This window comes from Bordetella flabilis (assembly GCF_001676725.1).
In the GTDB taxonomy this organism is placed as follows: Bacteria; Pseudomonadota; Gammaproteobacteria; order Burkholderiales; family Burkholderiaceae_B; genus Bordetella_C; species Bordetella_C flabilis.
Genome location: NZ_CP016172.1, coordinates 1,847,307 through 1,868,562, shown reverse-complemented (window position 1 = coordinate 1,868,562; position 21,256 = coordinate 1,847,307). Strand labels below are relative to the sequence as shown.

Here is a 21,256-nt window from a genome sequence, read left to right as displayed (position 1 = left end):
CCAAAGGAAACAGCATGGAACCTGTCATCGACTATACGGCGGGCCTCGACAACAAGCCGCAGAACGCGATGGTGCTGCTGGTCGACGACCAGGTCATGGTCGGCGAAGCCATACGTCGTGCATTGGCCCATGAGCCGAACCTGGACTTTCACTTCTGCCCCGACCCGCAGGAGGCGCTGAACGTCGCCACGCAGACGCGGCCCACCGTCATCCTGCAGGACCTGGTGCTCCCCGGCGTGGACGGATTGACGCTGGTGCGCGCCTATCGCGCCAACCCCGCCACGCGCGACATTCCGATCATCGTGCTGTCCTCCAAGGAAGATGCAGCCGTCAAGAGCGCCGCCTTCAGCGCCGGCGCCAACGACTACCTGGTGAAGCTGCCCGACACCATCGAACTGGTCGCGCGCATCCGCTATCACTCCCGCTCCTACCAGGCCATGCAGCAGCGCGACGAAGCGTACCGGGCGCTGCGCGAGAGCCAGCAGCAATTGATGGAAATCAACCTGGAGCTGCGCCGGCTCACCAATTCCGACGGACTGACGGGCCTGGCCAACCGCCGCTACTTCGACAGCTACCTGAGCGCCGAATGGAAACGCGCCATGCGCGAGCAGACCGAGATCAGCATGCTGATGATCGACGTGGACCATTTCAAGAGCTACAACGACGCCTACGGCCACATGGCGGGCGACGAGGTACTCAAGAAGGTGGCCCATACCATCGGCAGCTGCTGCGACAGGTCCACCGACTTGTCGGCGCGCTTCGGCGGGGAGGAGTTCACCGTCGTCCTGCCTGGCACCTCGTCGGCGGGCACCCGGCTGGTGGCGGAGAAGATACGTCGCTCCATCGAAGGACTGCACATCCCTCACCGCGATTCATCGACATCCGAGTGGCTGACGGTCAGCGTGGGGATCGCCACCCTGGTGCCGGACCGGCTGGACCGGTACACGCAGATCATCGACGCGGCGGACCGCGGCCTCTACAACGCCAAGCGCCACGGTCGCAATCGCGTCATGGGACAGAACGATCCCGATCCCGCCTGAAGCGTCGTTCGTGCGGCGCCTTACACGTCCTCCGCGCCGAACCAATCCGGATTGCGCGCGCGTATCGGCGCGTACGACATGGTCAGTTCCCGCAGATGGTGCTGCATGGCGGCTTGCGCGGCCTGCGGATCGCCGGCATGCAGGGCCTGGAATATCGCCTCGTGCTGCGCGATCAACATCGGCAGGGGCGAGACCTCGCCCAGGCTAAGATAACGCACCCTGTCCATATTCGCCTTGATGTTCTCGATGGTCTGCCATACCGAGGGACAGTCCGCGGCGCCGGCGATCGCCTGGTGAAACGCGTCGTCCAGGTCGAGGAAGGCGGCCGTATCGTTGTCCCGCGCGGCGCGGCGCTGCAGCGCCAGCTGCTCGGCCATGGCGTCGAGCTGCGCAGCCGTGACGTGTTGCGCCGCGCGCGCCGCCACGGCGACTTCGACCGCTTCGCGGATGAAACGCCCATCCTCCACGCGCTTGGGCGAAATGCGCATCACGAAGGTGCCGCGCTGCGGCAACACCTGCACCAGGCCGGCCTCGCCCAATTTGATGAAGGCTTCGCGCACCGGTTGGCGCGATACACCGAATCGCTCGGAGATGTCCTTTTCCGACAGCGGCGACCCGGGCGGGAAGATGCCCTTGACGATGGCTTCGCGCAACGCGCGGTAGATCTGCTGGTTGACCGGCGCGAGGGTCCCGGCCAAGGCGGGCAGCAAAGCCAGCCCGCCGTTCGATGTCTTGCGCGCGGTCACCATGTCACTGTCCCATCCACCTGTACCGTGGCGGAGTATATCGTTGCGCTTGCGCCAGCCCTCTTCAGCGCTGGCCCCAGTCATGCAGGTCGGTGCCGCCGCGGCCTACCGGGGCCGTCTCCGGCAGCAGGCGCAATGCCAGCAGCGATGCCACCCCGAGCACCAGCATATAGACCGCCAGCCCCGCGTAGTGGCCGCCGCTCAGTTGGATGATCTTGACCGCCAACAGGCCGAGGATGCCGCTGCCGATCAACGAGCCGATCTGCCATATCAGGGCGATGCCGCTGCATCGCACGCGCGTCGGAAACAGCTCCGGGAACATCGAGGCCTGGGGTGAATAGGACAAGGCGTGGCCCACCGACAGGACCAGGATCATGGCCAGGTGGGTCAACAGCCGGCTGCCCGAATCCAGCATCAGGAAGAACGGCACCACCATGATGATCTGCACGACCGCGCCTGCCATATACACCGGGCGGCGGCCGAATTTGTCCGAAAGCCAGCCGGCCAACGGGATGGTGCACAGCTCGATGCCGACGGCCAGCAGGATGCTTTGCAGCAGCCACGCATCGTTGAGGTGGTTGGCCTTGCCGTAGGCCAGCACGATGGTGCTGTACATGGCGAAGGCGCATGCCTCGACCAGCTTGGCGAACACGCCCTTGGTGATGATGCCGGGGTAGGCCCGCAGGACTTCCACCACCGGCCGCGACTCCACCGCGCGGGTCTTGCGGATCTCGTCGAACACCGGCGATTCGTCGATGCGCAAGCGCACATACAGGCCGATGATGACCAGCAGCAGGCTAAGCAGGAAGGGGATGCGCCACCCCCATGCCAGCATCTGGGTTTCCGTGAGCGTGGAGGTCAGCAGCGCGAACAGGCCCGCCGGGAGCAGGAACCCCGCCGGGGCGCCCAATTGCACCCAGCTCGCGTAGAAACCGCGGCGCTGGCGCGGCGCATACTCGGCCGTCATCAGCACGGCCCCGGCCTGTTCGCCGCCCACGCCGAAACCCTGCAGGATGCGGATCAGGACCAGGGCCAGCGGCGCCCAGAAGCCGATCTCGTCATACGTCGGCATCAGGCCGATGACGAAAGTGCCCAACCCGACGATCAGGATGGTCACGACCAGCGCCTTCTTGCGGCCCAGCCGGTCACCGAAGTGCCCGAACACCACGCCGCCAATCGGCCGCGCGAGAAAGCCCACCGCATAGGTGGCGAATGCCGCGAACGTCCCCACCATGGGGTCCGAACTCGGAAAGAACAGCTTGCCGAAGAACAACACCGCCGCCGTGGCATAGACGAAAAAGTCGTAGTACTCGGCCGCGGTGCCGATGGTCGACGCCACGGCGGCACGCCGCAGCATGGTGGTCGGCGCGTTCGTAGGCGCGGGCTGGACGGCCGCGCTGCGTAGGGTGCTCATGTCTGCTCCACTGGATAGATCGTTATGGGTCAGGGCCGCAGCCCACCTACCAATTCCACAGCGTGCCGTCTTCCAGCCGCGCCACCGGCAGATAGGCCGGCTCATAGGGGTAGCGGGCCGCCAGTTTTTCGTCGATATCCACGCCCAGTCCGGGCGCATCGCCCGGGTGCATGCTGCCTTGCCGGAATTCCCAGGCATGGGGAAATACATCCAGGGCGGCCTGCGGGTAGCCCATGTATTCCTGCACCCCGAAATTGGGCACCCACAGGTCGAAGTGCAGCGCCGCGCCCATGCAGACCGGCGACAGGTCCGACGGCCCGTGGGCGCCCGTCCTCACCTGGTACATCGAGGCGAAATCGGCGATGCGGCGCATATGCGTGATGCCGCCGGCATGGGTGACCGTGGTGCGGATGTAGTCGATCAGTTGTTCCTCTATCAACTGCTTGCAGTCCCAGATACTGTTGAAAATCTCCCCCACCGCGATGGGCGTCACGGTGTGCTGGCGGATCAGGCGAAAAGCCTCCTGGTTCTCCGCTGGCGTGGGATCTTCCATCCAGAACAGGCGATAAGGCTCCAGGGCCTTGCCCAGCCGGGCGGCCTCGATAGGCGTGAGCCGATGATGCACGTCATGCAGCAGGTGGGTTTCGAAGCCGAACCGGTCGCGCACCGCCTCGAACAGCCGTGGGATGAAGTCCAGGTACTTTTCGCTGGACCAGGACTCCTCTTGGGGCCAACCCTTGGTCGCGGGTTCGTACGCCCCTCCACCCTTGGTGACCCCATAGACCGATTGCATGCCGGGCACGCCGCACTGGATGCGTATGGCCTGGAAACCTTGGTCGATATGCTCCGCATACTTGTCCAGCGCTTCCGGCAGATCGCGGCCCGTGGCGTGGCCATAGACCATCACACGCTCGCGCGAAGCGCCGCCCAGCAGTTGGTAGAGCGGCATGCCCGCCATCTTTCCCTTGATGTCCCACAGCGCCATGTCGACCGCCGCGATGGCCGACATCGTCACGGGCCCGCGTCGCCAGTACGCCCCCTTGTAGAGGTACTGCCACGTGTCTTCGATGTTGCGCGGGTCACGTCCGATCAGGACTGGGCAGACATGATCCTTCAGGTACGACGCGACGGCGAGTTCGCGCCCGTTCAGCGTGGCATCGCCGATGCCGTACACGCCCTGGTCCGTGACCACTTTCAAGGTAACGAAATTGCGGCCGGGGCACGTGACGATGACCTCGGCATGGATAATTTTCATAGGCGCTCCGCTGGGCACCGGCGCGGATACGACTTGCCGCACCGAGGGCCTGGATACTACCATACCAGTTCAACGCCCACACTGGGACGGGACAATCCGCGCCCAGCAGGGCACGAGCCGATATAGTGTTGTATCGCCGGGCTCCGCCTGGTCCCTGATCGCCGTACCCGCCGAACCTTACCCGCCAAATGAACGCTCCCCTGCCCCGCCTGAACCTGGAACGACTGCCACACCTGCGCGATCACCTGCCCGCACTGCCGTGGAAGGAGCCCGGCATCGGCATCGTGCACCTGGGGCTGGGCAATTTCCACCGGGCCCACCAGGCCATGTACACGGAGGACGCCATGCTGGCCGCCGGCGGCGACTGGGGCATATGCGGCGTATCGCTGCGCCGCGCCGACACGCGCGACGCGCTGGCGCCGCAGGATTTCCTCTACAGCGTGCTGGTCCGCGACACGGACGGCGAGCGAGTCCGCGTCGCCCGCGCGCTGCGCGGCATCCTGGTCGCTCCGGAAGAACCGCAGGCCGTGCTCGCCGCCATGCGCGATCCCAAGGTAAGGATCGTCTCTCTTACCGTGACGGAGAAAGGCTATTGCCTGGACCCGAAGACCGGCGGACTGGATTTTTCGCATCCGCTCATCGCGCGCGACCTGAAGGACCCGGATCATCCGCAAAGCGTGCCGGGTTATCTGGTGGCGGCGCTGCGCACGCGCCGCGAGCATCCCTTTACGGTACTGTCCTGCGACAACCTGGCGCACAACGGCGTGGCCCTGCGCCGTGCGGTCGTGGATTACGCGCGCGCCCTTGATCCGGCGCTCGGCGCATGGATCGACAGCGAAGTGGCTTTTCCCTCCACCATGGTCGATCGCATCGTACCGGCCACCTCGGAGGCCGACCGCAAGGCCGCCGCCGCGGCGTTGGGATGCGCGGACGCCTGGCCCGTGCCCAGCGAGAGCTTCCGGCAGTGGGTCATCGAGGACAATTTCCCGGCGGGACGCCCGGCCTGGGAACAGGCCGGCGCCCTGCTGGTGAGCGACGTCACGCCCTATGAGGTCGGCAAGCTGCGCATGCTGAACGGCTGCCATTCCACCTTGGCCTACCTGGCGCTGCTGGCGGACATCGACACGGTCGACGCCGCCATCGCCAACGCGGACTTGCGCGCCCTGCTGCACCGCATGATGACCGACGACATCGCGCCCACGCTGACCGTGCCGGCGACCTTCGACCGGCTGTCCTATCGCGACCAATTGCTGACCCGCCTTGCCAACCCGGCGCTCAAGCATCGCTGCATACAGATCGCCATGGACGGCAGCCAGAAGCTGCCTCCCCGGCTGCTGGGCACGGTGTCCGACCGCTTGCGGGACGGTTATGCCGTGCACCGCCTGGCGCTCGCCGTGGCCGCATGGATGCGGTTCCTCGGCGGCCGTTCCGAACGAGGCACGGCCTTGGAACTGAACGACCCCATGGCCGATCACCTGCGCGCACTGGTCAGCCAGGGTGAAGATGGACTCGTGGAGCGCCTGCTCGGCGTGCGGGAAATCTTTCCCCCGGCGCTGGCGGCGGACCTGCGCTTTGTCGCCAGCGTGCGATCGGCCTTCGCCGCGCTGGCGAAGGACGGGGCACTGGCGACGGCGCGTCGCTACGCCACGCGCTGAGGCCCCTACAGGAAACGGTCCAGCAGCTTGCGGCTGTGCTTGTCCAGCGCGCGCATGTCCGGCAACAGGTAGTGCACGCCGTGGTTGTCGGCGATCAACAGCGCGTGGGCCGCGAGCCGGCGAATATCTTCCTCGCCGCGCAGCAGGAAGGCCGTGGCGCCGCGATCCGTCTGTACTGTCCAGGTGCTCGGGGTGGCATAGCCCGACACCGACACGATGCGCTGGATGCGAGGCATGAAATCACGCGCGTTCAGCGCTTCCTGCAGCAAGCCGCGCATGGCCTGGGGCAAGTCGTCCATGCGGGCGATCCAGGTCACCTCGTGCCCGGACGGATCCACCAGCGAGCATCCGCCGTCGGGTGCTGAAATCGGAAACGCGCGCACCGGCGTGACGCCTTCGATGGCATGGCCGTCCGGGCCTACGTAGACCAGCCGTCCATAAGCGTTGCGATGCAACTGGAAGTCGGGCGCGGTAATCAAGGACATACGTCTCGGGATAGTCTTTGCGTTTCGGGACTCGTCGCCATCGCCGTGGACTCAGTTGCCGGCCAGCAGATCGTCGTCGCCGGCCGGGGCATCTTCGTCGCGTTCGGCGCTGTCGGCCTCGGCCTGCCTGGCCTGCGCCTGGTAAAGCTCATGATAGTGCCCGCCGGCGGCCATGAGCTGCTCGTGGTTGCCCTGTTCGACGATACGGCCACGGTCCAGCACCACCAGGCGGTCGGCCTTGCGCAGCGTGCTGAGCCGGTGCGCGATGGCGATGGTGGTGCGCCCGCGGACCAGATTGTCCAGTGCTTTCTGGATTTCCTTCTCCGTGGCGGTATCCACCGACGAGGTCGCCTCGTCCAGGATAAGAATGCGCGGGTCGATCAACAGGGCGCGCGCGATGGAGATGCGCTGGCGTTCGCCACCGGAAAGGGCCTGGCCGCGTTCGCCCACCAGGGAATCGTAGCCATGCGGCAGGCGGAGTATGAACTCATGGGCGTGCGCGGCACGCGCGGCCGCGACGATCTCGTCGCGGCTGGCTTCGGGTTTGCCATAGGCGATGTTCTCGGCGATGGTGCCGAAGAACAGGAAAGGCTCCTGCAGCACAAGGCCGATATTGCGCCGGTATTGCGCGATGGCCATTGACCGGATGTCGACGCCGTCCACCAGTATCGCCCCTTCCGACACATCGTAGAAGCGGCAGATCAGGTTGATCAACGTGCTCTTGCCCGACCCGCTGTGGCCAACCAGGCCTATCATCGTACCGGGTTCGATATCCAGGTCCAGTCCATGCATCACCGACCGGTTGCCATAGCGAAACCCCACATCGCGCAGGTGGATGCGGCCTTGCACGCGGTCCATGGCAACCGGCTTGCGCGGCTCCGGCACGCTCGATACATGGTCCAGAATATCGAAGATCCGCTTGGCGCCGGCGGCCGCCTTCTGGGTCACCGATACAATGCGGCTCATGGAATCCAGGCGCGTGTAGAAGCGCCCGATATACGACAGGAACGCGGCCAGCACGCCTACCGTGATCTCGCGGTGCGATACCTGCCAGATGCCGTAGACCCACACCACCAGCAAGCCGACCTCCGTCAACAAGGTCACCGTAGGCGAAAACAGCGCCCACACCTTGTTGACGCGGTCGTTGACGTCGAGGTTGCGCTGGTTGGCCTCGCGGAAGCGGCGCACCTCGCGCTTTTCCTGCGCGAAGGCCTTGACCACGCGGATACCGGGGATGGTATCGGCCAGCACATTGGTGATTTCCGACCATACCCGGTCCACTTTCTCGAAACCATGTCGCAGGTGATCGCGCACCGCATGGATCATCCAGCCGATGAAAGGCAGCGGCAACAGCGTGACCAGCGCCAGCCAAGGATTGATGGAGATCAGGATCGCGGCCGTCATCACGATCATCAGCACATCGGTGGCGAAGTCCAACAGATGCACCGACAGGAAAACGCAGATCCTGTCGGTCTCGCTGCCGATACGGGCAATCAGGTCCCCGGTGCGCTTGCCGCCGAAGTAGGCCAGCGACAGGTGCTGCATATGCTCATAGGTCGTGGTGCGCAGGTCCGCGCCGATGCGCTCGCTGACCCAGGCGAGGATATAGGTACGGCCCCACCCCAGCACCCAGGCCAGCAACGCCGAACCGAGCAGGCCCGACAGGTACAGCAGTACCTTGCTCTCGTCGATCGGCACGCCGTTCTGGAACGGGATCAGGACCTCGTCCATTAAGGGCATTGTCAGGTAAGGCGCCACCAGCGTCGCGGCCGTGGCCAGGACAGTCAGGATAAACCCCAGGGTCAACGGTACCTGGTACGGCACCGCGAAGCGCCACAGCCGCAGCAGGGCCCATGTGGAGGGCGGCTCCACGGGCGCCGGCACGCAACCTGGGCAGTGGTCCTGCTCTGGCGTAAGCGCGGCCAGGCAGTTGCCGCATACGCGCGCGGGCGCCGTTCCCGCGGGCGACAAGCCCAGCAGCACGTCCCGCTGGCGGTTATAGGCGTCGCGCAAGCGCAGCGCGGCGGGATTGCGGCCCAGGGTGTAGCGCCACAGCGCCAGCCGCCCTTGCGGGCCATGCAGCTCGAGCGCGCCCACTCCTGCATGGTCGGAGATCGCCATGCCCGTGCTGGCGTCGTACGGCCAGCGCCGCCATTGTTCATCGCCCGGTTCGCGCGCGACAATGGCCCGATCGGTCAGGAAAACAGCGCCATTGCGGAACTTCAGGGCGGCGTCCAGGTCTAGTGCCAGCGACGCAATGAGGGTTTCCCCGTCGGCCAGCTGGGCAAGCATATCGGCTCGCCACTCAGGCGGCAGCGCGCTTCCATCGGAAGCAGGGACTATGACGGGTTTCTTCATGGAAAACGTATTCAAAGCCGCGGCGGAACCGACAGGCCGGGTACCCGATTTCGGCGCGAGGCTGAAAACGTGTTCCTTCCTTACAACACAAGAGAGGCTATGGGTAGAATCCGCGTCGCCGCCCGCGGGTCGATATTTCTATAATCGGCGGCGTTCACAGAGCACCAGTGGCATTGGCGATACGCGCACCCGTGCCTGCGCACGGAATAACGACAACCGCACCGGCCCAGGAATATCTCCGTCCGCCATCGGATTTTCAGCAAATTAGAACATGAAAAAGAAAGACATTGAATTTCTCGATGTCGTGGCTTTGCGCGGCCCGAACATCTGGACGTATCGCCCGGTACTGCAGGCCTGGGTCGATATCGGGGAGCTGGAAGACTTCCCGTCCAATACCATCCCGGGATTCTACGAGCGGCTGTCGACGTGGCTGCCTACGCTGATCGAGCACCGCTGCAGCCCCGGCGTGCGCGGCGGTTTCCTGCAGCGCCTGCGCGAAGGCACATGGCCCGCGCATATCCTGGAACATGTCACCCTGGAACTGCAGAACCTGGCCGGGCTGCCGGGCGGCTTCGGCAAAGCACGCGAAACCGCCACGCGCGGCGTCTACAAGGTCATCGTTCGGGCCTGGCAGGAAGACGTCACGCGTGCTGCCCTCGCGGCGGGACGCGACCTGGTGATGGCCGCCATGGAAGACCGGCCGTACGACGTGGAAGACACCGTGGCGCGGCTGCGGCGCATGGTCGACCGGCACTGCCTGGGTCCCAGCACCGCATGCATCGTCGATGCCGCGGACGACCGCGATATCCCGGCCATCCGGCTCTTCGAGGGGAATCTGGTGCAGCTGGGCTATGGCGCCCGCCAGCGCCGCATCTGGACGGCGGAAACCGACCGCACCAGCGCCATCGCCGAGGGAATCTCGCGCGACAAGGACCTGACCAAGCGCCTGCTGGCCGAATGTGGCGTGCCGGTTCCCGAGGGACGTCTCGTCGAGTCGCCCGAAGAGGCCTGGGAAGTCGCGCAGGACATCGGCGTGCCGGTTGTGGTCAAGCCTTACGACGGCAATCATGGCCGCGGCGTCTTCACCAACCTGAACAGCCAGGAAGAGATCGCCTCGGCATATGCCGTGGCCGAGGAAGAAGGCAGCGGTGTCCTGGTGGAACGCTTCGTGGTGGGCAACGAGCATCGGCTGCTGGTGGTGGGCGGCCGCATGGTCGCCGCCGCACGCGGCGAGCCGGCATGGGTGGTCGGCGACGGCGAACACAGCATCGAAGACCTGATCGACCTGCAGATCAATACCGATCCGCGCCGGGGCCGGGGCGAGGACTGCCCCTTGAATCCCGTTCGGCTGGATTCGGCCGCACGGCTTGAAATCGCGCGGCAGGGCTATGAGGCCGCTTCCGTACCGGCCGCCGGACGCCGCGTGCTCATCCAGCGCAACGGCAACGTCGCGTTCGACGTGACCGACCGGGTGCATCCCGAAGTGTCCCATGCCGTGACGCTCGCTGCTCGCGTCGTCGGGCTGGACGTGGCTGGTGTGGATGTCGTGGCGGAGGACATCTCGCGTCCGCTGCAGGCGCAGCGCGGCGCCATCGTGGAGGTGAACGCCGGCCCCGGCCTGCTGATGCACCTGAAGCCGGCCGACGGCGAACCGCGTCCCGTGGGCCGCGCCATTGTCGACCATCTATTTCCCGAAGGCGAAGACGGCCGCATTCCCGTGGTCGGCGTCACGGGCACCAATGGCAAGACGGTGGTGGCGCGCCTGACCGCGCGCCTGCTGCGCCTGTGGGGCAAGCATGTCGGCCTGGCCTGCAGCGAAGGGCTGTACTTCAACGAGCGGCAGGTGCAACGCGGCGATTGCGCGGACTGGGCGAGCGGCCGGCGCGTCCTGATAAACCGTTCCGTGGACGCGGCGGTCATCGAGAACAGCACCGCCGTCATACTGGGCCAGGGCCTGGCCTACGATCGCTGCCAGGTTGGCGTGGTCACCAACCTCGACGATGGCGATCATCTGGGCGAATACGACATCCGCGATCTGGACGGCATGTACAACGTGCTGCGCACGCAGGTCGATGTGGTCCTGCCCACCGGCGCTGCCGTGCTCAATGCCCGCGACCAGCGCCTGGTCGAAATGGCCGGCCTGTGCGACGGCGATGTGGTCTTCTTCGGCCTGGACCCGCACCTGAGCGCCATCGCCTCGCATGTCGCGCTGGGCAAGCGCGCGGTGTACATCCAGGACGGCCATGTCGTGCTGGCGCACGGCAGCCGCCAGGAACGCCTGAGCGAGGTGGCCGCCATTCCGCTGACTCTGCAGGGCCGCGTCGATTTCCAGATCGAGAACGTGCTGGCCGCCGTAGGCGCCGCATGGGCGCTGGGTGTGCCGGCCGACATCATCCGCGTCGGCATCGAGACTTTCGACGTCGAACGCGCCGACGCGCCCTGGCAGTTCACCTTGGTCGAGCGCGGCCGGGCGACCGTGGTGGTGGACGGCGCGCACAATGCCGCCGCGCTGCGCGCGCTGATCGCGGCGGCGGAGCGCTTTCCCGCCAGCCGGCGCAGGGTCGTGTACGGCGCCGGCAAGGACCGGCGCGATGAAGATCTGTTGGAACAGGGACGCCTGCTCGGAGATGCCTTCGACCAGGTCGTACTGTACGACGATGCCACCGTGACGTCGCGCCGCCCTGCCGGCCAGGCGCGCGCGCTCTTGCGCGGCGGCGCGCAGGCGGGCGCCCGCGCCACGGCCATCGCCGACGAACCCGATCACGCCCTGGCCATCCAGACCATGCTGGACAGCATCCAGCCCGGCGACTTCGTCGTCGTGCAATGCGACGAAGGCAACACCGAGACCACCCTGCACTTGCTGCACCGGTGGATCGAGCAGAACTGACGATAACGCCCGCCACCCCGTTCCCGAACGGCATACGCGGCTGACAGGAATACCCGCATGGAAGTCTCCCGCATACGCGCACTGCGCGGCCCGAACCTGTGGAGCCGCAACACCGCCATCGAAGCCATCGTCGCCTGCGACGATGTCGAATGCGCCATCGAACGTATGCCCGAGCTGGAGCCGCGCCTGCGCCAGCGCTTTCCGCAATTGGGGTTGCTGCGTCCCGAGGGGCACCAGGCCACCTTGTCGACGGCCCACGTGCTGGAGCAGGTGGCTCTGGCCCTGCAGGCGCACGCCGGCTGCCCGGTCGCATTCAGCCGGACCGCAGCGACGGTAGAGCCGGGTATCTTCCAGGTCGTCGTGGAATACAGCGAAGAATCCGTAGGCAGGCTGGCGCTGGACCTGGCCGGAGCGTTGTGCCAGGCGGCTCGCGACGATACGCCATTCGACCTGGCCGACGCCCTGCACCGGCTGCGCGAACTCGACGAAGACCTGCGGCTCGGTCCCAGCACCGGCTCCATCGTCCATGCCGCTGTCGCGCGCAATATCCCGTATCGCCGGCTGACAGAAGGCAGCATGGTGCAGTTCGGCTGGGGCTCGCGGCAGCGCCGCATCCAGGCCGCCGAAACCGACATGACCGGGGCCATCGCCGAATCCATCGCGCAGGACAAGGACCTGACCAAAATGCTGCTGGACGCGGCAGGCGTGCCGGTGCCGCGCGGCCGTACCGCGGACACCGCCGAGGACGCCTGGGCAGCGGCCCAGGAACTGGGCGGCCCCGTCGTCGTCAAGCCGCGCGACGGCAGCCAGGGGCGCGGGGTGGCCGTCAACATCGAGACCCGTGAACGCATTGTCGCCGCGTATGCCGCGGCGGCCGACATCAGTCGCGATGTCATCGTGGAGCGGTATATCCCCGGGCACGACTTCCGCCTGCTGGTGGTGGGCGACACCCTCGTTGCCGCGGCACGCCGGGACCCGCCCCAGATATCCGGCGACGGCGTCCATACCGTGCGCGAACTGGTGGAGCAGGTCAACGCGGATCCCCTGCGCGGCGACGGCCATGCCACCGCCCTCACCAAGATCCGGATCGACGACATCGCGCTCGCCACGCTCGGCAAGCAAGGCTTGCAAGTGGACTCGGTGCCACCGGCCGGCGCGCGCGTGGTTCTACGCAACAACGCCAACCTCAGCACCGGCGGCTCGGCCACGGACGTCACGGACGAGGTCCACCCCGAACTGGCGGCCCGCGCAGTGACCGCTGCGCGCATGATCGGGCTGGACTTGTGCGGCGTGGACGTCGTCGCCGAGACCGTGCACCTGCCCCTGGAGGAACAACACGGCGCCATCGTCGAGGTCAACGCCGCCCCCGGCCTGCGCATGCACCTGAACCCGTCGTTCGGCAAAGGGCGCGCCGTGGGCGAGGCCATCATCGCCAACATGTTCGCCGAAGGCGAGGACGGCCGCATTCCGCTGGTGGCCGTGGCCGGCACAAACGGCAAGACCACAACAGTGCGCCTGATCGCACATATCCTGGGACAGGACGGCAAGCGCGTCGGCATGACGAATTCGGACGGCGTCTATATCGGTGCGCGCCGAATCGACACGGGCGATTGCAGCGGCCCGCGCAGCGCGCGCAGCGTGCTGCTGCACCCGGACGTCGACGCGGCCGTGCTGGAAACCGCGCGCGGCGGCATCCTGCGCGAAGGCCTTGCGTTCGACCGCTGCAACGTCGCCGTCGTGACCAATATCGGCATGGGCGACCACCTGGGCCTGGGCTACATCAGCACGGTCGAGGACCTCGCCGTCGTCAAGCGCGTCATCGTGCAGTACGTGCATCCCAGCGGCGCCGCGGTCCTGAACGCGGCCGACCCCATCGTCGCCGATATGGCGGCCAGTTGCCCCGGCGACATCGTGTTCTTCGCTCAGGACGGCCACCATCCCCGCATGACGACGCATCGGGCGCAGGGCAACCGGGTCGTGTACCGCGACGGGGACAGGATCGTGGCGGCACGCCGCGGCCGAACCCATACCATCGCGCTGGCCGATATCCCGCTCACGCGCGAAGGCCACATCGGCTTCCAGGTGGAAAACGCCATGGCGGCGATCGGCGCCGCGTGGGCCCTGAACATCCCCTGGCCCCTCATCCGGCAGGGCCTGAAAACCTTCGTCAGCGACGCGGCGACCGCGCCCGGACGCTTCAACGTATTCGACTACGGCGGCGCGACCGTTATCGCGGACTATGGCCACAACCCGGACGCCATCACGGCGCTGGTGCAGGCCATCAATGGCATGCCGGCCAGGCGCCGCGCCGTCGTGATCAGCGGCGCGGGCGACCGGCGCGACGAGGACATCCGGCGCCAGACCGAAATCCTGGGCGATGCCTTCGACGATGTACTGCTGTACGAAGACCAATGCCAGCGCGGGCGTGCCGATGGCGAAGTGCTGGCCTTGCTGCGTGAAGGGCTGCGCCAGGCCAGGCGCGCCAGCCATATCGCCGAGATTCGCGGCGAATTCCTCGCCATCGACACGGCATTGGCGCGCCTGCAAGCCGGCGACCTTTGCCTGATCCTGGTAGACCAGGTTGAGGAAGCGCTCGCGCATATCGCCGCGCGCGTCGCGACCGTACCTGGGACGCCACAGTTGTAACGCTGAGCCGCTCCAGGTTGCGCATCTGTAACAGCGGTGCCGCCATGCGGCTCGCAGGCTCAGCCATGGCCTCGGAGTTACATTTCCGCACATCGACGTTTGACCCTGCCCCGGCTGGGCACGTAGCTTGGTGATAACCCGTACGCCTGGGCATATTGCCCCGGCGTTCAGGTATACGCCGGGGGCGCCATGGTCCCCGACGCTTTTCCATCGGGAGGCAACCATGCTGCATTACGCCGTCGTCTTTTTCGTTATCGCGATCATCGCGGCCGTCCTTGGCTTCGGTGGTATCGCCGCGGGCGCCGCGGGCATCGCGAAGATCCTGTTTTTCGTGTTCCTGGTCCTTGCCCTGCTTTCCATCCTGGGCGGCATGTTCCGACGATAGCGTCAGGCGCCGCCGCCCCGTATTCCCCGCACAAGGAGAGAAATAAGATGCACACTCGCCAAATCATCGCCGCCGCCGTTATCGGCCTGAGCACTGCCGTCGGCTCGGCCGCCTATGCGGCCGACAACGACACCGGCAGCGGCAAACCCAAACAGTCCGTCGGCGAATACACCTCGGACGCCGTCGTCACCACCAAGGTGAAGGCCGCCATCGTCGCCGAAAAGTCGCTGAGCGCCCTGGATATCGCCGTGGAGACGAACAACGGCGTGGTCACCTTGACCGGCACGGTCGCCACCGCTGCGCAAAGCGACAACGCCACCCATGTGGCGCGCGGTATCGAAGGGGTCAAGCAGGTCAAGAACAACCTGAAGGTCGATCCCAGCAAGAGCAAGAAGTAGCCACTGCAGGACAGGCGCCCGCCACCCGGCGCGCGCCTGTCTTCCTGCCTGCTTCAGGGCAGGCGGAACGTGCCGTCGCCCAGCTCCAGCACCTGGCCCGCCACGCGGATTTCGCGTTCCGTCGACACATCCAGCGTCAACACGCAAGGACGTCCCGTTTGCTCGCCCTGCTGCACACGGGCGCGCGCAGGCAAGGGCCGGCCCTTTGCGATATACCAGCCGCCCAGGTTGGCGCAGGCCGATCCGGTGCCCGGGTCTTCCACGACGCCTCCGCCTGGCTTGACGAAGAAATAGCGCGCGATCACGCGGTCGGCGCCGTCGTTATCCTGGCCGTCGAACGCGAACACATAGGCAATGCGACGGCCCGCCTTGCTGGGCTCCCAGGCATCGAGGCTGGCGCTGTCCGGGCGCGCGCGCCGCACGGCTTCGGCGGTCCGCAGGGGCACCAGAAGTTGATGGGCGCCCGTGTCTACCCAGATCGGTTCGGCCAACAGGTCGTCCGCAGACAATCCCAAATGTGCGGCCAGCTGCGTCGCCGGCAGCATGCAGGCACGCGTCTCCGGCGCTCGTCCGCCCGGCGCGGACAAGGTCCATGTATTCCCTTGCGCGACCACCGGGACCAGGCCGGCCTGCGTCTCCAGCGTCAGGCTGTCGCCGACGCCGGTCAGGGCCCGCACCACATGGGACGTGCCCAGGGTTGGATGTCCGGCAAACGGCATTTCGTAGCCGGGCGTGAAGATACGCACCCGTGCCGTCGCATCGCGCGATGGCAGGATGAAGCAGGTCTCGGACAGGTTGAATTGCAACGCAAGCGCCTGCATTTCCGCATCGTCGAGCCCGCGTCCGTCTTCGAAGACGCACAAGGGGTTGCCGCCGAAAAGCGTTTCGGCAAAGACATTCAGAAGGCGATAGCGGTAGATTCTCATGCGGCAGGCCTGCGCCCTTACCAGGTTACGAAGAACAGTACCCAGGCCGCGCAGAACGGCACCAGGCCCGCGGTAAACAACATCCATGCCGCCACCCGGCGCGCCGGGGACGCCGCGCGCGGCCCCATCACCCGCCACGCCAGGCGCAACGTCCAGGCCAGCGCCAAAGTTAGCAGCGTGAACCGAACCGGATTGGCCCATGCCGCGCGCACGCCTTCGTGCTTGAGCAAGGTTATGGTGGTAGCCGACAGCCCCAGGAAGACACCGATGCCGGCCGCCGGAATCAGGGCCTGCGCCAGTTTGTGCAAGCCGGCACCGCCCCACGGCGTGCGGCCTTCCGGCGCCGGCGAGCCGAGGACGCGGTCGGCGAACCACAGCGCCAGGTAAATGGCGCCGCCCACCACCACCGTGGTGGCCCCGATGAAGAACAGGATGCAGGCGCCGTCCAGCCAGGAAAAGCTGTCGTTGACAGCGGGGTAATGGGTCAGGATGAACCAGGGCGCATTGTCGAGCAGCGGCCAGGTGATGTCGCGCTCGATGAGCCAGGTGGCCGCGGCCTGCTTCAGGGTGACGAACCAGGGACTGGCGCTCCACAGGAAAGCGCCCATGGCGATGCCCATCATGCCGAACACCACGAGGGCTGTCTGCCACGCATCGCCAGACGCCACGTGCACGATTTCGGCTTCGGGGGAACGCGGCGTCAGCGCGATGGCGCCGCGATAGCCGCTGCAACGACCGCACATATGGCAATCGCCCGCGCCTTTCATATGGCGCAAGGGCACAAGTGGCGCACAATTCACCGGCTGGATGCGGATGACCGGATGCCGCCACGCTTCCTCATCGACCTTGAAGTGCCAGGGCGCCAGCTTGGCGAGGAGGTTGAACACGCCGTTGACCGGGCACAGGTACTTGCACCACACCCGTTTGCTGCGCCCGTAACGCCACCCCACCACCATGGCGGCGGCGGTCGAGCCGCCCAGCACCGCCAGCACCGCCAATGGATACTGGTACACGCTGACGAGCTGACCGTAGACCGTCGTCAGGGCGAAGGCGACGAAAGGCCAGCCGCCCCAGCGCATCCAGCGCGGGATCGCGTGGCCCTGGCCGCGCTCGCTGGCCCATTCGGTCAGCATGCCTTCCGGACAGAACAAGCCGCACCACGCGCGGCCCATGATGGGCATGGAGACCAGTACGAACGGCCACCATACGCCCCAGAAGGCGAATTGCGCCACGATGGTGAGGTTGTTGAACACCGACGCCGAATTGTCGGGCAGCGGCATCACCGCCGGCACGATCAGCAGGAACAGATATAAAGCAACGATGCCCCATTGCAGCTTGCGCAGCAAAGGGGCATGGTCACGCAGGAAATCAGCCACGCGGGTCGTCGCCCGCGCCACTGCTACAGCCATGGCTTCAAACCTTCCTCAACAACATGGGCCTCAGCGGACATGGGCGGACGCGGCCTTCTCGCCCTGCGTGGCTGCCGTTACGCCCGACCGCGCCGCCGGGCCGGAACCCACCCGGCGCAACAGCGCCCACACCACCAGCCAGTAGGCCACCCACGCCAGCACGGACGTCAGCGCGGGGTAGGCGCGATATCCCGCGAAATCGGCCAGGATCTTGCCCACGCCGCTGCTATCGTCCAGCAGCCAACTGCTGTCCCAGAGGGGATCGACCAGCGGCGACAACACGCCCAGCGAAATCAGATGGTCCAACCCTCCGACCAGCAGCGAACCGGCCAACAGCAGCAGCAGGATCTCCGTGACACGGAAGAAACGCCGCCAGGTGATCAGCTTGCCGCCCAACTGCAATAGCCAGAATGTCAGGAGGGCGACCACGAAGCCCGCCAGCCCAGCCAGCGCCAGCATCCAGGCACTGCTGCCGTCCGCGCCGGCCGACACCGTACCATAGAGAAACACCACCGTCTCGCTGCCTTCGCGCGCCACGGCAATCATGACGAGCACCAGCAGCCCCCACCAGCTGTCGCGCTGCACGGAACTGCGCGCGCCGCTTTCGAGTTCGCCCTTCAAGCTGCGGCCGTGCTTTTTCATCCATACGACCATCTGCACGACCAGGACGCACGCGACCAGCGCCATGCCCGCCTGGAACCATTCCTGCCCATCGTCGGAAAGCCAGGACGAGACACCCAGCAACACCAGGGCCAGGAGCAACGCCAAGCCCAGCCCAGCCGCCACACCGCCCCACAGATAGGGCAGCCCACGCCGCCCTTGGGGTGAAGCGCGCAGCCACGAATACAGAATGCCCACGACCAGCAGGGCTTCCACCGATTCGCGCCAGACAATAAAAGAAACCTGTTCCATGACACCGCGGACGCGTACGCGCCCTTATTCCTTGGGTTTGACGACCAGCGTGCCCTTCACGTCCTGATGGAAGTCATCGAAGAAGGGATACTCCCCGGGACGCGATATCGTGATGACGACAAAGGACTTCACGCCCGGCCCCAGCACTTTTTCCTTGCGCAGCGGGATGCTTTCGAACTCCACGGGCTCGTGGCTTTCGTTGCTGAGCTCGATCTTGAAGCGGCCTGCCGGCACCTCGAGCCGTGTTGGCTCGAAAGTGCCGTCCGGCTTGAAGGTGAGCTGGAAGGTCGGCAGCTCGTCGGCCAGCGCGGTGCCGGCGACGCCCAGCATGGACAGCGCCGCCGCCAGCAGCCATGCCCGTGCGCGAGCCATCAGTAGCCACCTTTCTTGCCGGTTCCGGCATAGACGAACTCATAGTTCAATTCGAAGGGCTGGAACCAGGGGCCGACGCCGGTTTCCTTGTCGATGTGGCGACCGAAGTGGCTGTGCTGGTCCGCCGTGGGCGGCATGATGGTGTACTTCAGCTTGTACTTGCCTGGGCCTTCCAGCTTGACGTTATCGCCGTAGTGCGGACCGTCGTTCGCCACCATGGGCATCAACATGCCCTTCTGCACGTTCTGGCTGCCTTCCTTCTGCAATTCGAACTTGACGACCAGGTAAGGCATCCACTCGCCTTCCGGGAAACCGGTGGGATTGTCGGCCGTCGCATGGATGTCGGCTTCCAGATGGATGTCCGAATCCTTCGCCGGTCGCATCACGCCAGGGGGGTCCATTTCGATGGGCTGCAGATACACCGCGCCGATTTCCATGCCGCCTTTTTCGACGGGTTTCCCTATCGGGTATTCGGCAGCGGCCGCCACGCCGCAGAATGCAAGGCTGGCTGCGAGCGCCAAGGCCTGTTTGATCATCGAACTCTTCCTTTCAAGCGGACATCCGCCGTGTGACGCGACTGTAAAGTCGAAAGCATAGGGAAAAGGGAAGCCGAATGCAAACAAGAACTGTTTTCATGCGGAGGAAAGTTCGATCCCTCCGCGCCCGTGGGCGGCCGGCTTCCCGACACACCGGCATTGCTCGCGCGGCGCCGGCGTCCAGCTATGGACCTGCGCGCCCGGCCTTGGTTCCCGCCGGGCACAACGCCGCGCCACGCGGTGCGGCCCTGCCCTGAATGGCTGCAACGGCCGTATGGCTGCAACGGTGCCGGCCTGCTGCCCCTACTTGCGGGTGCCCTGGTTCGCGCCGGGAAAGGGAAACGTGGAGAACATCGTGCGGGTCTGGTCCTGCATTTTGTCCTGCATCTGCACGAACAGGTTTTTGCTCTGTTCGATGTAGCTGTTCATCATGTTCTGCATCATGGGGGCCTGGCCATTCATGAATTGCGTCCAGGCTTCGGGGCCGAACTGGCTGCCGTAGAGTCCCTTGGACTGTTCGGCCATGCGTTCCTGGATCTCCATGAAGGCCTGGATGTTCTTCTCCAGGTAGGAGCCCATGATGCCCTGCATGGCGTGGCCGTAGAAGCGGATGATCTGGGACAACATGTTCGACGAGAACATGGGAACGCCACCGCCCTCTTCCTCCAGGATGATCTGCAGCAGGATGCTGCGGGTCAGGTCTTCGCCGCTCTTGGCGTCCACGACCTGGAAGGATTCGCTGGCCAGCACCAGTTGCTTGACATCCGCCAGCGTGATGTACGTGCTGGTCTGCGTATCGTACAGGCGGCGATTCGGATACTTCTTGATCAGGCGTGTGCTCGCACCTGCTTGGGCTTGCGTCATGGTTGTCCCCTGCTGGGTCGGTCGTGTTGTACTTATGTGCGTGACATCGGTTGGCAGGCCGCGGCGGCGCCTGCGGCGGTGTATATGTTAGTCCTGTTGGCGTCCCGGCCGCCGCCCGGCCCGGCGCCTGGCTTCAACTCATGTGGAGCCCGCCATTCAGGGAAAAATCCGCGCCGGTGGCAAAGCCCGACTGGTCGGAAGCCAGCCAGGAGATGATCGAGGCGATTTCCTCCGGCGCGCCGAGACGCCGGACCGGGATGGTCGCGACGATTTTCTCCAATACATCCGGGCGGATGGCACGAACCATATCGGTCCCGATATAGCCGGGCGATACGGTATTCACCGTCACGCCCTTGCTGGCGACTTCCTGCGCCAGCGCCATTGTGAAACCGTGTATGCCCGCTTTGGCGGTGGAATAGTTGGTCTGTCCGAACTGGCCCTTCTGGCCGTTCACCGAACTGATGTTGATGATGCGGCCCCACTGCTGGTCGACCATGTGCTCCAGCACCTGCTTGGTCACGTTGAACAGGCTGTTGAGATTGGTGTCGATGACCGCGCGCCAGTCGTCGAGCGACATCTTGCGGAACAGGCCATCCCGCGTGATGCCGGCATTGTTCACCAGGACGTCGACCGGACCGTAGTCCTTGCGTACTTTCTCGAAGGCGTGCAGGGTCGAGTCCCAATCCGAGACGTTCCCCACCGAAGCGTAAAAGGTGTAGCCCTGCGCGGCCTGCTCGTCGAGCCACTGCTGGTAATTGCGGCTGGGCCCGCATCCCGCCACCACACGGAACCCGTCCTTGGCCAGCCGTTGGCAGATCGAAGTGCCTATGCCGCCCATGCCGCCTGTCACGTAAGCCAGTTTCCCGCTCATCGCCATTCTCCTGTTGGTGCCGCAACACCCAAATGATCCATCCCGCCTTGGCGCTACGCCCGGCCTGCCATATCGCAGGAAATCGCGCGGGCAACGC

18 protein-coding genes are annotated in these 21,256 nt (G+C 65.8%); 6 read left to right on the top strand and 12 right to left on the bottom strand.

The features are described 5' to 3' along the window. Nucleotides 1–14: 14 nt before the first annotated feature. Nucleotides 15–1,040: a response regulator gene (locus BAU07_RS08150; RefSeq protein WP_066655865.1), complete on the top strand. Its 1,026-nt coding sequence runs from the start codon at nucleotides 15–17 to the stop codon at nucleotides 1,038–1,040. A gap of 20 nt (nucleotides 1,041–1,060) precedes the next feature. Here BAU07_RS08150 and BAU07_RS08145 read toward each other — a convergent pair whose 3' ends face one another. The 3 genes from BAU07_RS08145 to manD form a co-directional block, all read right to left on the bottom strand. Beyond that, nucleotides 1,061–1,789, bottom strand: a complete 729-nt coding sequence (locus tag BAU07_RS08145; protein WP_066655863.1) for a GntR family transcriptional regulator — start codon at nucleotides 1,787–1,789, stop codon at nucleotides 1,061–1,063. Between the two features lie 61 nt (nucleotides 1,790–1,850). After that, on the bottom strand, nucleotides 1,851–3,200 hold the full coding sequence (locus tag BAU07_RS08140; protein ID WP_066655861.1) for an MFS transporter: 1,350 nt from the start codon (nucleotides 3,198–3,200) through the stop codon (nucleotides 1,851–1,853). 46 nt (nucleotides 3,201–3,246) lie between these two features. After that, nucleotides 3,247–4,455, bottom strand: a complete 1,209-nt coding sequence (manD, locus tag BAU07_RS08135) for a D-mannonate dehydratase ManD (protein ID WP_066655852.1) — start codon at nucleotides 4,453–4,455, stop codon at nucleotides 3,247–3,249. Nucleotides 4,456–4,643: 188 nt separating this feature from the next. On the opposite strand from manD, the gene BAU07_RS08130 reads away from it, so the two are divergent. Beyond that, on the top strand, nucleotides 4,644–6,110 hold the full coding sequence (locus BAU07_RS08130; RefSeq protein ID WP_066655840.1) for a mannitol dehydrogenase family protein: 1,467 nt from the start codon (nucleotides 4,644–4,646) through the stop codon (nucleotides 6,108–6,110). Nucleotides 6,111–6,115: 5 nt separating this feature from the next. Here the strand turns inward: BAU07_RS08130 and BAU07_RS08125 are convergent, their stop codons facing one another. Both BAU07_RS08125 and BAU07_RS08120 read right to left on the bottom strand, forming a co-directional pair. Further along, nucleotides 6,116–6,595: a cyanophycin metabolism-associated DUF1854 family protein gene (locus BAU07_RS08125; RefSeq protein WP_066655838.1), complete on the bottom strand. Its 480-nt coding sequence runs from the start codon at nucleotides 6,593–6,595 to the stop codon at nucleotides 6,116–6,118. Between the two features lie 51 nt (nucleotides 6,596–6,646). Continuing rightward, nucleotides 6,647–8,953 carry a cyanophycin metabolism-associated ABC transporter gene (locus BAU07_RS08120; RefSeq protein WP_066655837.1) on the bottom strand — a complete coding sequence of 769 codons (2,307 nt, stop codon included), beginning with the start codon at nucleotides 8,951–8,953 and terminating at the stop codon, nucleotides 6,647–6,649. A gap of 271 nt (nucleotides 8,954–9,224) precedes the next feature. Here BAU07_RS08120 and cphA (BAU07_RS08115) point away from each other — a divergent pair, with 271 nt between their 5' ends. The 4 genes from cphA (BAU07_RS08115) to BAU07_RS08100 all read left to right on the top strand — a co-directional run bounded on the left by cphA (BAU07_RS08115) (nucleotide 9,225) and on the right by BAU07_RS08100 (nucleotide 15,269). Beyond that, nucleotides 9,225–11,840 (top strand): cyanophycin synthetase, encoded by a 2,616-nt coding sequence (cphA, locus tag BAU07_RS08115; protein ID WP_066655836.1) that lies wholly within the window; start codon nucleotides 9,225–9,227, stop codon nucleotides 11,838–11,840. A gap of 57 nt (nucleotides 11,841–11,897) precedes the next feature. Then, complete coding sequence (gene cphA, locus BAU07_RS08110; protein ID WP_066655835.1) at nucleotides 11,898–14,486, top strand: cyanophycin synthetase; 2,589 nt, start codon at nucleotides 11,898–11,900, stop codon at nucleotides 14,484–14,486. 223 nt (nucleotides 14,487–14,709) lie between these two features. Continuing rightward, nucleotides 14,710–14,871 carry a DUF1328 domain-containing protein gene (locus tag BAU07_RS08105; RefSeq protein ID WP_066655834.1) on the top strand — a complete coding sequence of 54 codons (162 nt, stop codon included), beginning with the start codon at nucleotides 14,710–14,712 and terminating at the stop codon, nucleotides 14,869–14,871. Between the two features lie 47 nt (nucleotides 14,872–14,918). Further along, complete coding sequence (locus tag BAU07_RS08100) at nucleotides 14,919–15,269, top strand: BON domain-containing protein (RefSeq protein WP_066655827.1); 351 nt, start codon at nucleotides 14,919–14,921, stop codon at nucleotides 15,267–15,269. A 53-nt stretch (nucleotides 15,270–15,322) separates the two neighbouring features. On the opposite strand, the gene BAU07_RS08095 is transcribed toward BAU07_RS08100, so the two are convergent. The 7 genes from BAU07_RS08095 to phbB form a co-directional block, all read right to left on the bottom strand. Continuing rightward, a complete protein-coding gene (locus BAU07_RS08095) occupies nucleotides 15,323–16,195 on the bottom strand; it encodes a PhzF family phenazine biosynthesis protein (RefSeq protein ID WP_066655820.1) in 873 nt (290 codons plus the stop codon). Between the two features lie 17 nt (nucleotides 16,196–16,212). Next, entirely contained in the window at nucleotides 16,213–17,604 is a 1,392-nt protein-coding gene (locus tag BAU07_RS08090) for a 4Fe-4S binding protein (protein ID WP_066655819.1), read from the bottom strand. 30 nt (nucleotides 17,605–17,634) lie between these two features. Further along, nucleotides 17,635–18,516 (bottom strand): FTR1 family iron permease, encoded by an 882-nt coding sequence (locus BAU07_RS08085; RefSeq protein ID WP_066655817.1) that lies wholly within the window; start codon nucleotides 18,514–18,516, stop codon nucleotides 17,635–17,637. Nucleotides 18,517–18,540: 24 nt separating this feature from the next. Continuing rightward, a complete protein-coding gene (locus BAU07_RS08080; RefSeq protein ID WP_066655811.1) occupies nucleotides 18,541–18,888 on the bottom strand; it encodes a cupredoxin domain-containing protein in 348 nt (115 codons plus the stop codon). Continuing rightward, nucleotides 18,888–19,424: an iron transporter gene (locus BAU07_RS08075; protein ID WP_066655804.1), complete on the bottom strand. Its 537-nt coding sequence runs from the start codon at nucleotides 19,422–19,424 to the stop codon at nucleotides 18,888–18,890. The genes BAU07_RS08080 and BAU07_RS08075 overlap by 1 nt, the downstream gene beginning before the upstream one ends. Before the next feature lie 303 nt (nucleotides 19,425–19,727). Further along, a complete protein-coding gene (phaR, locus tag BAU07_RS08070; protein WP_066655802.1) occupies nucleotides 19,728–20,288 on the bottom strand; it encodes a polyhydroxyalkanoate synthesis repressor PhaR in 561 nt (186 codons plus the stop codon). Between the two features lie 133 nt (nucleotides 20,289–20,421). Next, nucleotides 20,422–21,159 carry an acetoacetyl-CoA reductase gene (gene phbB / locus BAU07_RS08065; protein WP_066655800.1) on the bottom strand — a complete coding sequence of 246 codons (738 nt, stop codon included), beginning with the start codon at nucleotides 21,157–21,159 and terminating at the stop codon, nucleotides 20,422–20,424. Nucleotides 21,160–21,256: the final 97 nt, after the last annotated feature.

Bases quoted from the DNA above. Each gene is read 5' to 3' on its own strand.
- BAU07_RS08120 (WP_066655837.1), bottom strand. From the start codon at position 8,953: ATGAAGAAACCCGTCATAGTCCCTGCTTCCGATGGAAGCGCGCTGCCG.
- BAU07_RS08125 (WP_066655838.1), bottom strand. From the start codon at position 6,595: ATGTCCTTGATTACCGCGCCCGACTTCCAGTTGCATCGCAACGCTTAT.
- BAU07_RS08100 (WP_066655827.1), top strand. From the start codon at position 14,919: ATGCACACTCGCCAAATCATCGCCGCCGCCGTTATCGGCCTGAGCACT.
- phbB (WP_066655800.1), bottom strand. From the start codon at position 21,159: ATGAGCGGGAAACTGGCTTACGTGACAGGCGGCATGGGCGGCATAGGC.
- BAU07_RS08090 (WP_066655819.1), bottom strand. From the start codon at position 17,604: ATGGCTGTAGCAGTGGCGCGGGCGACGACCCGCGTGGCTGATTTCCTG.
- cphA (WP_066655836.1), top strand. From the start codon at position 9,225: ATGAAAAAGAAAGACATTGAATTTCTCGATGTCGTGGCTTTGCGCGGC.
- BAU07_RS08075 (WP_066655804.1), bottom strand. From the start codon at position 19,424: ATGATCAAACAGGCCTTGGCGCTCGCAGCCAGCCTTGCATTCTGCGGC.
- manD (WP_066655852.1), bottom strand. From the start codon at position 4,455: ATGAAAATTATCCATGCCGAGGTCATCGTCACGTGCCCCGGCCGCAAT.
- BAU07_RS08095 (WP_066655820.1), bottom strand. From the start codon at position 16,195: ATGAGAATCTACCGCTATCGCCTTCTGAATGTCTTTGCCGAAACGCTT.
- phaR (WP_066655802.1), bottom strand. From the start codon at position 20,288: ATGACGCAAGCCCAAGCAGGTGCGAGCACACGCCTGATCAAGAAGTAT.
- BAU07_RS08140 (WP_066655861.1), bottom strand. From the start codon at position 3,200: ATGAGCACCCTACGCAGCGCGGCCGTCCAGCCCGCGCCTACGAACGCG.
- BAU07_RS08080 (WP_066655811.1), bottom strand. From the start codon at position 18,888: ATGGCTCGCGCACGGGCATGGCTGCTGGCGGCGGCGCTGTCCATGCTG.
- BAU07_RS08085 (WP_066655817.1), bottom strand. From the start codon at position 18,516: ATGGAACAGGTTTCTTTTATTGTCTGGCGCGAATCGGTGGAAGCCCTG.
- BAU07_RS08145 (WP_066655863.1), bottom strand. From the start codon at position 1,789: ATGGTGACCGCGCGCAAGACATCGAACGGCGGGCTGGCTTTGCTGCCC.
- BAU07_RS08150 (WP_066655865.1), top strand. From the start codon at position 15: ATGGAACCTGTCATCGACTATACGGCGGGCCTCGACAACAAGCCGCAG.
- cphA (WP_066655835.1), top strand. From the start codon at position 11,898: ATGGAAGTCTCCCGCATACGCGCACTGCGCGGCCCGAACCTGTGGAGC.
- BAU07_RS08105 (WP_066655834.1), top strand. From the start codon at position 14,710: ATGCTGCATTACGCCGTCGTCTTTTTCGTTATCGCGATCATCGCGGCC.
- BAU07_RS08130 (WP_066655840.1), top strand. From the start codon at position 4,644: ATGAACGCTCCCCTGCCCCGCCTGAACCTGGAACGACTGCCACACCTG.